This window comes from Bacillus sp. TH22, from assembly GCF_016651015.1.
GTDB classification, from domain to species: Bacteria; Bacillota; Bacilli; order Bacillales; family Bacillaceae_G; genus Bacillus_A; species Bacillus_A mycoides.
Genome location: NZ_JAEKER010000002.1, coordinates 45,567 through 59,151, shown reverse-complemented (window position 1 = coordinate 59,151; position 13,585 = coordinate 45,567). Strand labels below are relative to the sequence as shown.

Genomic DNA, 13,585 nt, shown 5'->3' with positions numbered 1-13,585 from the left:
CACTCTAACTCTCTCACATTTTTTCTAAAACTACCCCTGCAATCCCATGATCAATGCTTGCAGATACAAGCAATATATCATCTCCTGGTTTTAATTTCTTATTAGACTCTAAATCTAGTAGTGATAAAAAAACATCACTACTTAATAGATTTATCTCTTGAGATTTTATTCGATTCCAAGAATTTAATCCTTTGTTAAATCCTATCTCTTTAAACATATTATCTAATCTATTGGATACGTTCTGATATACTGTCCATTTAATTGAATGTTCTTTATTATTAATATCATCCAATAATTCTCTATATTTTGCAACTAGTAAATCCTCAGCAGTTAAATAATCATTGATACTCCAATGCGCAGGACTTATATTATGGCAGGTAGGATATACTTTAAAATATTTAATTTTGTAATCACCATTCTGGTTATTTAATAGCAAAGAAATTGCCACATCCCCTTTTGTATAGCCATTAAAAGCAGAACGTGAAAAAGGAGCATGCATCGAATCTACAATAGTAGCCAGAAAATTTTTATACCCATTGTTCAATAGAGCTTTCGCTATGTCCATAGCCATAATACTACTTAAGCTGCCTGCTTGCCCAATTGAAAATGGCAAAGCTTTTTTTAATTTTAATTCCTTCTTAGCCTTAAGTACAGGTAACATACTATGACTTTGTTCTAACGTTTCATGACAGTAACATAATACATCTATTTCATCAGCGGGTATATTAGATTCACTTATTAATTTTAGTAAAATATCTGAATGAGGAGCATTGAATGTAGGTACTTTGATTGTTTTTGAAAGAAACTCTTCTTGTTTTTTTGAATCATGAATTGACGGTATGTTATGAATATTATCCTCGAACAGCCAATCCAAAGCGCTGTCTACGTTCGTTTGCTTTTTATTGAAATCTTGCAAATAGTCTGCCTTATTAGCATATAAGGGATTTTCAACATTTAAAATTGATAAAAAAAAACTATTCACACTATGACCTCCTTATAGATACTGGTGTAAAGCACAACCATATGTACCTCCTAGTCCCACTGTAATAGTTAGATAATAAGAACCTGGTTTTATTTTTTTTCTATATCAATCATTTGTAAATTAAATAGAATATCTGAACAGTATAAATGTCCTACCTTATCTATAGTGTCCGTATAGAATTTTTCTATAGGAAAATCAAGTATTTCTGATACTTTTAGCCACGTCTTATAGTTAGCATTGCTCCCAATTATAAGGCTGATCTGTTCTAATGTAAGATTTGCCTCTTTTAATACTTCCCTCACTATTTGTCTAATAGCAAAATAGTACGTTGTATTAAACCATTCTAACTGATTTGGGGTAGAATTCACGCCATTATACGTTACCGCATCAACATTATTTTTTATAATTTGAATTGTATGGTGGTTCCCTTTAAGATTTTTACTCAAATAACAACAACTAGCACTATCACCTAATAATGAATCAGGGATACGTCGTAGGCTTGGATGAAAGGCTTTATCTCCACTTACTAATAATATCCCTTCCATTTCTTCATTGGAATTAAGTAATTGTTGTGCTAATAATAAAGAAGTATGAATAGAAGCGCAATTTTGTTGAGCAACAGAAAATGTGGGTATGTCCAATAAATCATAATCATGCATCAGTTTACGAAATATATTTTGCTCATGCCAATATATCTGAGAAGTCCTAGTCAATATTATTCTATCTATCGCTTTACCCTCTTTTTGTAATTTACATATTGTTGGAGTACAAGCCTTGTAAAGCATCTCCTCCAAACTTAATTTTTCCTCTATTGGTACACATTTAAAACCTAAATTGCTGTCAAATCTATCAATATCGCTTTTACTAAACGGATAATCAACAGCATTTATCATTCTTGCAACTTCAGGAATATCAATTTTCTTACTAGGTATATAACTAGATATATGTGATAAGGCAATAGGATTCATAGTCTTACAACCTACCATTCATCATTTTATTTTTGATATCCATTTTCAATATATTGGTTGAACCCTCCATAAACTCTATCATTCTTGCATCTCTTAACCACTTTTCCAAAAGAGGATGCTCTATCAATCCGTAGTCCCCCATTAATTTTGAGCATTCTCTAACTACCTTTACTACTACACCATTCATATACTGCTTTGCCATTGATGAATAATATGAGTTAAAATTACCAGCATCACATGTAATAGCTGCCTGCAATGTTAATACTCTTCCTCTTTCAACTTCCCATTTCAACCTGTCTAAAATAAATTTATTATATTCATGATTCACGCATGTTTGTACATAATCTATAATAGCTTTACTTAATCCAATAGCAATTGCAGCTGTTGCCGGTCTCATGTGTAAAAATGTTTCCATCGCTCCTCTTATCCCTCTTTTTAACGAACTCTTGTCATGTCCCAAAATATCTTGCTCCGTTACTAGAAAATCAGTAAACTCAATCTTTCCTAAACGAGCCGATTTTAATCCGAGTGTATTATCGACACTCTGTTTAATATTGGATAAATTATTATTTTTATTAATTAAAAAAGCATCTAAAAAAATACTTTTATTTTTTGGTAAATCTTTCTTTGTCTTTTTAGCAAAAACAACCATATAATCTGCAATAGCCCCATTTCCTACATATCTTTTTTGACCATTTAATAAATAAGTATTGTTTTCTCCTTTTTCTGCAGTCATTAGCATATTGGCTACATCAGACCCCGCGGTTGGCTCTGTTAATGCAAAAGCTGACCAAGAATTTTTATTGATGAAATATTCAAAAAAATTATCCCTTTGTTCTTGCGTTCCTATTTTATCCACTATTGTTCCCGAAAGATTCGGACCTGGAAGGGATAAATATAAACTTGGATCTCCATAAGCTATTTCTTCTACAAAGATGACATTCTCTAATGCCGTTGTACCGAATACTTTATTTCCATCCTTTAAAGTAATTCCATCCCAATATCTAGAAGGTGTTTTAAAAAAATGAAGAGGCTTGAAATAGGAATCCTCAACAAAAGTATTAACAGGTTTACCAGCCCTATCACTTTCTAAAGCCAGATCTCTTACAACTGTAGCATATGGGTTTAACCATTTTTTAAATAAGTCTATTTTCATCCTTAAGCCCCCCTTTAAACTGATTTAGTATATGTTGAACCATAGAAATTTTATATTTTTTATATTTCGAGATGCTAGTATAATCAAATAACTCAGTAATATTAGTTCTATATAAATCTATTATTATTGGATACTCATTAATTCCTGTAATAGCAGCTTTTTCATTAACAATGGTGACACCAAGCATTTGCCTACTCTTTAAGTAAAATTTAATATATAGACTATTATGTATTTTAGGAATTTCTATTCCCAAAATAAGTTCATCTGATTTTAAATATAATTTATTTTGTCCCTTTACTAACTCTTTTATAGGTACCTTCTTCAAGTTATTTTTAGATCTTATCCAAACTAAAGCATTAGTAAGGTACCATCCCCCCCAATAATCTCCTGACAAATTAGCATCACAAATTGTTCCACCAATTGTTGCTCTATTCCGGACTTGTAAATCTCCTATAGTGCCCGCTGCTTGATAAAAAGCTGGAAGAGATTCTACTACTATGTGATTATTTAAAATATCGGTATGTGTAAGACACGCCCCTAAAAACACACCATTTTCTTCTACTCTAATTTCTTTAAGTTCCGGAATTCTTGTTATATCTAAAACTGTATCTGGGAAGAGAGTTCCTTTTACTATTTGGTTTGTTACAACTTGTCCACCGCTTAATATTACTTTTTTTCCCTTTTTTACAGTTAATGCTTTTATTGCATCCTCAAGACTTTTAGGTGCCATGTATTCCACCATTGTTAGCCTCCTGTATTAATGACCAAATTTTATCTGATGTTGCAGGCATATCAATATGCTCTATACCAAATATAGATATTGCATCTACGATTGCATTTATTATAGCCGGTGGACTTCCTATTGTACCTGCTTCACCTACTCCTTTAACTTTTAAAGGGTTTACGGGAGATGGGGTGATTGTCTTTTCTAGTGTGATTTTAGGAATATCCATCGCTCTTGGTAATTGGTATGTTCGAAAAGATTGTGAAAAAGGGACTTCATTATCTTCGTCATTACATACTTCTTCTAATAGTGCTTGTCCCATCCCCTGGACTATACCTCCTTTAATCTGCCCTTCAACAAGCTCTTCATGAAGTATATGTCCACAGTCATCCACTGCAAAATACTCTAATATTTTGGGTTCACCAGTTAAAATATTAATTTCGACAATGCATAAATGCGAACCAAAAGGAAATGTAAGGCTAGAGGGTTCAAAAAATACCGTTGCCTCTAAACCTGGATCAACACCTTCTGGAAGATCATGGGCTAAGTATAATTTTTGTGTCACTTCTTCAATCCTCATAGTCTGTTTTTCATTAATGAAGAATAATCCTTTTTCAAATTGAATGGAACGAATATCTTTGTCCCAAATCGCAGATAAGTATATCTTTGATTTATTAATAATTTGCTGACACGCCTTGTATATAGCACTTCCACCAACAGCAGCACTCCTACTACCATAAGTCCCTCCCCCCCAAGGTACATTGCTTGTCTCACCGGTAATTACCTCAATATCTTCAAAATTTATTCCTAGTTCTTGTGATACTATTAATGACCATGCAGTTTCATGTCCTTGACCAGCCGGGCATGATCCAGAAATAACAGTTACAGTACCTAAAGGATGAATCCTAACAACAGCAGATTCAAAACCACTCGTCATCAAACCGATTGCCTTATGTTCCTTAGATGGACCAGTTCCACAAAATTCTACATAACTCGAAAGGCCTATACCTAACTGATAGTTACTTTTATTTTCCCTTCTCATTAACTGCTCTTTTTTCCATTTTTCATATTCACTAATTTTTATTAATTTTATTAAAGATTTATGGTAGTCACCACTATCATAAGTCAATCCAGTAACTACACTTTTAGGAAATTCATAAGATTTTATGAAATTTCTCATTCTTATTTCTACAGGATTTATACCACATTTTAGAGCTATGATATCTATAATTCTTTCTAATAAATAGATTGCTTCAGGCCTTCCTGCTCCCCTATATGCATCTATGGCTACTTGATTAGTATAATATGCTTTTATTTCAACATTTATATAAGGAATATTGTAGCACCCTGATAACATCTTTGAAGTATAGATAGGCATTCCCGGTGTAGCTACTTGCAAATATGCTCCCATATTTGCATGTAATAATAAATCTATTCCTAGGATTTTTCCTGCAGGATTATAGTAGACCTTTACATCATGTATTTGATCTCTACCATGGGTAGTCGTACAAAAATTTTCATTTCTTGTCTCTATAAACTTAAGAGGCCTTTTTATTTTCTTAGCAAAGTAAGCTAACAGAACTTCTTCCCTATAAACATTCATTTTTGAACCAAATGCCCCACCTACATCAGGACATTTCACATACAAACGATTTTCCGGATGTCCTAAAGCAATTGATAAAGATAATCGTAAAGCATGGGGAAGTTGAGTAGAAGTCCACATTGTTAGCGTATCCTGATACTCATCATAGTAAGTTACTACTCCTCTAGTCTCCATTGGTAGAGGTGCTACCCTTGGAATTATGATTCTCTGTTCAAAAGAATGTACTGCATTTTCAATCTCTTTCTTATCTCCAAATGTTTTTTTTATATTGTAAGCTACGTTTTCCTTAATATTTTCATGTACAGATACATCTTTGTTATCTATTGCTTCCAATAGATTTGTAATAGCTTTTAATTTTTTATATCTTACCTTAACTTTACTAGCTGCTAATAAAGCTATTTCTCTACTTACAGCAATTATTATGACAATAGGCTCTCCTACGAATCTTACCTTTTCTTTTGCTAACAAGGGATGTCCTGGATTTTTCAGGTTCTCTACAGGCCATACAATTGAAATCTCTCCCAGGTTAGGATCTAATTCCTCACTTGTAAATATACCAATTACCCCTTCTATGAGGGCATCTGTTTTATCAATTTCTTCAATAAACGCATGCGGGACTGTACTTCTGACAAAAGTAACATAATGCATATCAGAAAGGTTAATATCGCATACGTATCTCCCCTTACCAGTAATAAATCTATTATCTTCTTTCCGCAGAGGTTTAGTATTCAAATAACCACCTCATTCCCCCCATTTAATTTGTAAAAGTTAGAAAGTAAAACCACGTATTTTACTTTCTAATTTTATCCAATTCTTCCAACACTTCTTTTGCGTGATTACTTGGATTAACATCCGTAAAAATTTTTTGGATAATACCTTTTTTATCTAAAATAAATGTGGTTCGATTAATTGATTTAATAACCTTATTAAGAAACTTTTTCTCTTCAAACACACCATATCGTTTAGCAACTTCAAAATTCTCATCACTTAATAACTGAAATGGTAATTTGTAATCATCACTAAATTTTTGATGAGATTCTAAATTATCTGCGCTAATTCCAAATAGCTCTACATCCTCGAGTTGTTGAAACTCACTATAATTATCCCTAAATGAACAAGCTTCTTTTGTACAACCTGGTGTTCCATTTTTAGGATAGAAAAACAAAACAATATATTTACCTAAATAATCATTTAAACGTAGCTCTTTCCCATTCGAAGTTAAAAGTTTAAAATCTAGAATTCTATTTTCCAGTATCATAATTAAACAGCCTCCCCATTAACTTTTGTATTTATATACTTTGTTATTTTTTCAAATGACCAAATTAATTTATTTTCTAGCAATACCTTTTCCATATCTAACTCAATATTAAATTCCTCCTCCATACTTACCAACCATCTAATAATAGTTAACGAATTTAAAGATAAAGCACTTATATCATCCTTAACTTCCATAATAGTTTCTTTATCTAATGCTCCTTCAGAAGCTACAATTAAAGTTTTTACTATTCTCTCTTTAATTTGATCCATTTTATTACCTCCATGTATTTGTTTGATCATTATAGTAATTTATAATTTCTCCTAAAATGCTTATTGCAATTTCTTCAGGTGTTTGTGCAGCTATATTTAGCCCAATTGGACAATGAATAGAATTGGTTTCCGTAGCATCAATTTCTGTCATTAAATTATTTAATCTATGTCTTGGTCCCATTACACCAATGTACTTAAACCCTAGATCAATAGCACTTTTTAAACATAAACAGTCAAACGAAAAATTATGACTCATAATAACAACTGGTGTATTCTTACTCATATTTATTAAATAGGATTCAACATTCTCTATGTTATTAGAAAGTAAAGTAACTTCTTTGCATCTGTTAGTAAATCTTTTAATTAAGCTCTCCCTAAAATCATTTATTCTTAGTTCAAAATTTAATTTTTTTGCTATTTCCATAATAGGAAATACATCATTTCCTGCCCCCATAACAATTATTTCTTTTTGGGGATAAAACGCTTGAATAAATATGCCTACCTTATTGTTCTCATCATGATACAAACCTGTTTTAATTTCTACATTCTTCAAAGCCTCTTTGATTTTGGGATCTAGTAAATCAGAATTATTCAGAATTTCCAGATCAGAATTTTCATATTTGATAAAACTCTCCCCTACTAGCCTAAAATCAATATGATTAATAATGGTACCAACTAGTACAGTCTCGTTTTTATTTAAACTATTATATATAGTATGAAGATGTGGTTGTAATTGCTTAGTATCTAAAATCAGAATATCCATGTCGCCTTTACAACCTTTATCAAAACCAAAAATAGGATCTGGTTGTGAAAGATTTAAATAACTGCCAATATCAAAACCTGTTTGATTATTCATTACGTCTAAGGATTTATCAATTATGTTATTTTCTATGCACCCCCCACTTAACTGGCTATATCCTATTCCTTTATCATTAATAACCATTTGAGCTCCCCGCTTACGGTACGTTGAACCCTTAGTATTTATAACTGTAGCTAATGCAGTTTTTCGCCCCTTTATTGTTTCACTTAATAATTTCTCTATGGTTTCCATCTATTAACCCCTTAAAAATTTTTCATTAGATAAATACATGAAATTATTTTATTAGAACAAAACATAAATAGTATTAAATGCATAATCCATTCTTTAACGGTCCCGTATTTATTTAAGTTTTAAAATACAAACTTCACTCTCGTTATCATACACATCCTGTAGCAAGAATATATTTAAGTTCTATACTATATATCTGTCAGCATCCTCACTTTCGGAAGAGTGTTATCTATTCTTTCCCTAAGCTTTCTTTTATTGCTTTGATAATAGGAGTATAGCCAGTACATCTACAATAATTCCCTCTTAATAGCTCTGCGATTTCTTCATCCTTTAATTCTGTAAAATTTTTAGTAATATAAGTACCAATCATCAAAAAACCTGGCGTGCAATATCCACATTGGAGAGCATATTGCTGTTGGAAACTTTTCTGTAATATACTATATCCCTGATCTGTCTCCAAACCTTCTACTGTAGTTATTTGTTTTTGGTTACACTGTGCTGCTAAGATAGCACATGATTTTACGGGTTCATCATCCAGTAGCACCGTGCAAGCACCACATGAAACACAATCACAGCCTATATGAGTACCTGTTAGTTTTAGATTATCTCTTAAAAAATGTACTAACGGTTGAATAGAAGAAACAGCAGTATTAATTTTTTCCCCATTCACCATTATTTCAATAGGGACTTTATTGGTCACATTCATACCCCTCTTTTAATTCTATAAATTTAAAATAGTCTTCTTGAGTATCAATATCTATTATTGGAAAATCATTTGAATTATCTATATTTTTAACCGATATCTTATTTTTATTTATTAAAGTGTTGAATCCCTTGTCACCTTCTAGTTCATCGACTTTTTTAAGTAATTTTGGTCCTAACAACACGGGATGTGCAGGGGTATTATTATAATTATTACGTATCACATCGTATTGATACTTGAGATAGCATGTTTTCATCTCAAGTATCAATTTTTGAGAAATTATAGGCTGATCTCCTAAGAAAATAAAAACAGGTATGTCACCTTTAAAGCTACCTATACCTATTTTTATTGATGATGAGATTCCTTTTTTGTATTGATCATTTCGAACAATTTCAACTTTCTTTCTTATCTTTATTGAAATGCTCTTCTCTACTGTCTTGTCCATAAAACCTAACACTAAAATAATTTGATTGAATCCTGCTTGTACTACTTGTTTTATGACATGCTGTATCATAGTTTCATTATTTATTGATAAAAGTTGCTTAGGTTTTCCCATTCTACTTGATTCACCCGCAGCTAAAATTAATGCACCAAACCTCTTGGATTTATTAATTTTTTTCAAGACCTATTTCCATGTTCAATATATTGAACTAGATGTTCAATCGTATTACTATGTTCATCAAAAGTTTCTCGGTAGTCTAACTCAATATTAAATTCATTCTCTAAATCAACCATTAATTTCATAAATTTGATAGAATCAATTTTTAATTTTCCATAGCCAATCCTATCCTCCATCTTTAATTCCTGTGTAGAAATATTATTATCTGATAATACGAGTTTTAACTTCGTTAAAATCTCTTCTCTACTCATTTTTCATACCCTCGATTCTCCTAGACTTAAAACAATTTTCAAAGCTTCTTGACTCTCGAACATTTTATAAGCTGTTTCAATGTTCCCAAAAGACATACGATGGGAAATAATAACACTAGGGTCTATTTCCCCATCTTTGATTTTTTCTAAAAGTAACTCTCCATATTTTAAAGGGTCCCCAACCACAAATTTTAATGATAACTCTTTTGCAAAAGACTTCTCAGTATTAAATGGCATAGCCTTTGAATGATGCGCTCCTACACATACTACATTACCTTTAGGACGTACTAGATCTAAAGCTGTTTGAAGTGTATTATCTGTCCCTACGGCCTCAAGTATCACATCGGCACCTCTTTGATTTGTAAAATTATAAATTTGATTTAACTCATTCGGCTTGAGAGGTATCGCTCCTAATTTCTTAGCAATTAAATGTCTATTTTCATTAGGTTCAATTAAAAAGACTTTTGACTTTGTAAACATCTTTGAACACAAAATTGTCATTAGTCCTACAGGTCCACCACCGATAACTACTACGCAATCATCTTCTTTTATTTGTCCCTCCATAGCACAGGCGTATCCGGTAGATAATATATCACCAACAAAAATAGCCTTTTCGTCAGATACATTCTCTGGAACTTTTAATAAAAGCTTATCAGCGTATGGGACTCTAACTTTTTCAGCCTGTCCACCTGGGATATACTCTCCCACAACTTCGCCATAGCCAAATAATGAAACATGTTCACAATGGTAATGCATATCTTTTTGACAGTACCAACAATCTCCACACGCAACAATATCAGAGACGACAACTCTATCCCCTACTTGGATATTTTCAACTTCATTACCTACAGATTCTACAATTCCTGTAAATTCATGTCCCATTATTGTATTATGTATAAAGTCATTAAGTTCTCCTCTATACGGATGCATATCTGTACCACAAATAGAAGTTAAAGTAACTTTTATAACAGCATCTTTAGGATGTAAAATACTTGGAACTGGAACATCTTGAATCTGGATGAGTCTAGGTCCTCTTAACAGAGCTGCTTTCATCGCCATTCTCCTTATCCTTGAATACTTTTATTTCTTTTACTGACTTAGGTTGCATTTTTATATCTATATAAGTGTTATTAATAAATAACTTCCCATTTTGCTCTCTTGGGGAGTGATTAATTAAAACGCAATTATTATGGTTATGATAATTTAAAATGTGTACATCAACAAAAGGCGATGAGAATTGTCGTCGGTGCATCAATTCCTTCTGCATAAAGGATATTTTTATAAATTTTATAAAAATTTTCTTTTTCCATAGCGTAAGGCTTATTTAATAGCGACTCTATTGGGATATTAATATAGTAAACTTTCCCTTTTCCATATGAATTTCTTGTTATAATAGGCTTCTTCGATTCATTAAATCTTGCTAACACTTCTGCTTGATTTTCTCTTATAATTGGAATTTGATTATCTTTTAAATTTTCCCATTCGACGTAATATGAAGTCCCTTCATATTCAAAACTTCTAAAATCCTCATTGTTTAATGTATAATCTTCTAATTCTATTCCAAATAGGTCAGATATCCCATGTCCGTATAAGTAATTCCCTGTACTATAGATCAATATTCCACCTTGGTATACATATTTTTTCAAATTTTCTAAATCTTCATTTGTCAAATGTAGGTTTGAAGGGAATAGAATTGCTTTATACTGTTCTAGATTTTCCCTACAAAATTCTGTTGGGATTTGCGTCTTTTTTAGCAATAAAAATGCGTAGAATTGAGATATTGATTTTTGTGTAAAATCTAAATTCTTATCATTTTCTTTAAACTGCTCTTCTGGTAAAAAAATCCCTACCTTTTTTTCACTCAACTTTCCATCTCGTATCTTATTGGAAATTTTTACACATTCTTTCAAACTGTATACACTCTTTTTAGGCTTTCCAGAAGAGCTATAAAAACCAACAAACCTTTCTCCCGGTCTTAAATTAAAAGGCTCTTTAACAGTCTCAAAATCTTTCCAACACCATGAAATAATTCCTGTTGCTCCATGTAAAATACTACTTAATCCACTCGTCAACATATAATCAGCTCTTATATCATCGGAACAACCATACAAACCAAATTCATCAACTAAGGGCTTACCATATAATTTTGCTATTGAAACTAGAAATGATACATATAATGATGATTTCCATGAATTATTGGATTCAATATTGAATTTTGTCCATAGAGGAAATCCATGTATTGCAACCGCATCCAATTCATTAGAAATATTAGATAAAACAAAAGGATGTTCTCCTACTACTGATAAATGATCACTTGCCATAATTACACTACTTTGTGGATTCCCCTTTTTTAATGCAGTAATCATATCTCTTAACCATATATTTGCTTCTTCACTTTTCAGCGATAAAACCGCTTTTTCATTTGCATATATTATTTCATCACCTATGTCAAAATATAAAATATTTTTATACTCTCTTAGTTCCTTACCTATAAACTCTAGAAAACACTCTGCTCTAGTTTTAAGTTTAATATTTCCCCATACATCCGTTGAATTATCCCAAGGTAGTTTAAATATTTGTCCATTCATCCATATTGTTAAAATTGAAGGAATACAATACAAATTAGCCTCATCTGCTAATTTAATAAACTGATGTAACCGTTCTACAACAAGATAATCATAGACTCCTTCATGAGGTTCGAAATCTTTCCAAAACAAGAAAAACCTGACTACATTAAACCCTTCACGAGACATTTTTAACAAATCAGTTCTTACTTCATCTTCATCCCATTCATGCCAATATTGACAGCCACTTTTGGATGGATGATAGTTGAAACCTATATACATAACTTATATATTCTCCTTTAATGTGTGCTCTAAAACACAACAAACTCTATGAATATCACTTACATTCAGGTTAGGATGTAAAGGTAAAGTTAGTTCTCTATCTGAAATTTCTTCAGCTATAGGACAATCACCTATTTTTGTTCCTTGTGTCTGTCTATATAGTGTAAATAAATGACATGGGGGATAGTGTACACTTGTTTGAATTCCTTCCTCTTTTAACTTACTAATAACGAGATCCCTATTTATATTTCCAGGCAATATTATAGGAAAAATATGGTGACTACTTTTTGAGACACTTACGGATTCAAAAGGTATTGTCACATCCTTTATTTGTCTTAGATTTATCCTATATTCTGAAGCTAGTGCTTCTCTTATTTTTTGATTTTCTTTGTACTTATATATCTGTTGAATCCCTATCGCAGATGCTAAATCTGTAGTCCTATAATTCATACCTACTTCCTTAACATCGTATGTTGTAGGTCTCCCTTTATGTTTTTCCCATGAGCTAACGCTCATAGAATGGGATCTAAATAAGCGTGCTCTCTCATGTAAGTTAGAGTCGGAAGTAACAAGCATTCCACCCTCACCTGTAGTTATGTTTTTTGTTGAAAAGAAACTAAAGCATCCTATGTCTCCAATGGTTCCTAAAGATCCCTTAGGAGTCTTTACAAATGGTCCATGTGCTACGTCTTCAACAACCTTTATTCCATAACTATGTGCTATCTGCATAATTCTATCCATATCTGCACTATAACCACCATAATGCACCACAATTATAGCTTTTGTTTTTGAAGTTATTTTTCTCTCTATTACTTCCGGATCTAAATTAAAATCATAGTGGCTTGTAGAATCTATAAAAACTGGTGTAGCCCCCACCATCTTTACTGCATTAGCTGACGCCACAAATGTCATTGAAGGTACTAAAACTTCGTCACCTGGCCCAATATCTAAAATTTTCATAGCTGTATGTAGAGCAGCCGTCCCACTATTTACAGCTAATCCTGGCAAACTAATATTTAAGTTTTCAGAAAATAAAACCTCGAATTTTTTAGTCTCTTCCCCCATAGATATCCATTGAGATTTTAATACTTTAGTTATAGCCGATATTTCTTCTTTACCAATTGTTAAATCATATAAAGGTATTTTCCAATCCATAAT

At 31.9% G+C, this 13,585-nt stretch carries 14 protein-coding genes; all 14 read right to left on the bottom strand.

Translation table 11 applies throughout. The features are described 5' to 3' along the window. Positions 1–13: 13 nt before the first annotated feature. The gene (locus JFU18_RS27945; protein WP_201033399.1) at positions 14–982 is read right to left on the bottom strand and encodes a beta-ketoacyl-[acyl-carrier-protein] synthase family protein; all 969 of its coding nucleotides are present in this window, start codon (positions 980–982) and stop codon (positions 14–16) included. Between the two features lie 89 nt (positions 983–1,071). Further along, positions 1,072–1,950: a hypothetical protein gene (locus JFU18_RS27940; RefSeq protein WP_201050423.1), complete on the bottom strand. Its 879-nt coding sequence runs from the start codon at positions 1,948–1,950 to the stop codon at positions 1,072–1,074. Positions 1,951–1,954: 4 nt separating this feature from the next. Continuing rightward, positions 1,955–3,106: an acyl-CoA dehydrogenase family protein gene (locus JFU18_RS27935; protein WP_201033400.1), complete on the bottom strand. Its 1,152-nt coding sequence runs from the start codon at positions 3,104–3,106 to the stop codon at positions 1,955–1,957. Beyond that, positions 3,087–3,848, bottom strand: a complete 762-nt coding sequence (locus tag JFU18_RS27930; RefSeq protein WP_088031205.1) for an FAD binding domain-containing protein — start codon at positions 3,846–3,848, stop codon at positions 3,087–3,089. The genes JFU18_RS27935 and JFU18_RS27930 overlap by 20 nt, the downstream gene beginning before the upstream one ends. Continuing rightward, positions 3,826–6,165, bottom strand: a complete 2,340-nt coding sequence (locus tag JFU18_RS27925) for a xanthine dehydrogenase family protein molybdopterin-binding subunit (protein WP_201033401.1) — start codon at positions 6,163–6,165, stop codon at positions 3,826–3,828. Before JFU18_RS27925 ends, JFU18_RS27930 begins: the two co-directional genes overlap by 23 nt. A 58-nt stretch (positions 6,166–6,223) precedes the next feature. Further along, positions 6,224–6,691 (bottom strand): peroxiredoxin, encoded by a 468-nt coding sequence (locus JFU18_RS27920; protein WP_201033402.1) that lies wholly within the window; start codon positions 6,689–6,691, stop codon positions 6,224–6,226. A 2-nt stretch (positions 6,692–6,693) separates the two neighbouring features. Beyond that, on the bottom strand, positions 6,694–6,960 hold the full coding sequence (locus JFU18_RS27915) for a phosphopantetheine-binding protein (RefSeq protein ID WP_201033403.1): 267 nt from the start codon (positions 6,958–6,960) through the stop codon (positions 6,694–6,696). 4 nt (positions 6,961–6,964) lie between these two features. Continuing rightward, a complete protein-coding gene (locus tag JFU18_RS27910; RefSeq protein WP_201035015.1) occupies positions 6,965–8,011 on the bottom strand; it encodes an XdhC family protein in 1,047 nt (348 codons plus the stop codon). Between the two features lie 226 nt (positions 8,012–8,237). Continuing rightward, on the bottom strand, positions 8,238–8,708 hold the full coding sequence (locus tag JFU18_RS27905) for a (2Fe-2S)-binding protein (protein WP_088031210.1): 471 nt from the start codon (positions 8,706–8,708) through the stop codon (positions 8,238–8,240). Next, positions 8,698–9,333 carry a nucleotidyltransferase family protein gene (locus JFU18_RS27900; RefSeq protein ID WP_201033405.1) on the bottom strand — a complete coding sequence of 212 codons (636 nt, stop codon included), beginning with the start codon at positions 9,331–9,333 and terminating at the stop codon, positions 8,698–8,700. Before JFU18_RS27900 ends, JFU18_RS27905 begins: the two co-directional genes overlap by 11 nt. Continuing rightward, positions 9,330–9,581 carry an acyl carrier protein gene (locus tag JFU18_RS27895; RefSeq protein WP_088031212.1) on the bottom strand — a complete coding sequence of 84 codons (252 nt, stop codon included), beginning with the start codon at positions 9,579–9,581 and terminating at the stop codon, positions 9,330–9,332. The genes JFU18_RS27900 and JFU18_RS27895 overlap by 4 nt, the downstream gene beginning before the upstream one ends. A 3-nt stretch (positions 9,582–9,584) precedes the next feature. Continuing rightward, positions 9,585–10,634, bottom strand: a complete 1,050-nt coding sequence (locus tag JFU18_RS27890) for an alcohol dehydrogenase catalytic domain-containing protein (RefSeq protein WP_201033407.1) — start codon at positions 10,632–10,634, stop codon at positions 9,585–9,587. A gap of 164 nt (positions 10,635–10,798) precedes the next feature. Continuing rightward, positions 10,799–12,427, bottom strand: a complete 1,629-nt coding sequence (locus JFU18_RS27885; RefSeq protein WP_201050420.1) for a beta-galactosidase trimerization domain-containing protein — start codon at positions 12,425–12,427, stop codon at positions 10,799–10,801. Between the two features lie 3 nt (positions 12,428–12,430). Beyond that, positions 12,431–13,582: a DegT/DnrJ/EryC1/StrS family aminotransferase gene (locus JFU18_RS27880; RefSeq protein WP_088031215.1), complete on the bottom strand. Its 1,152-nt coding sequence runs from the start codon at positions 13,580–13,582 to the stop codon at positions 12,431–12,433. Between the last annotated feature and the right edge of the window lie 3 nt (positions 13,583–13,585).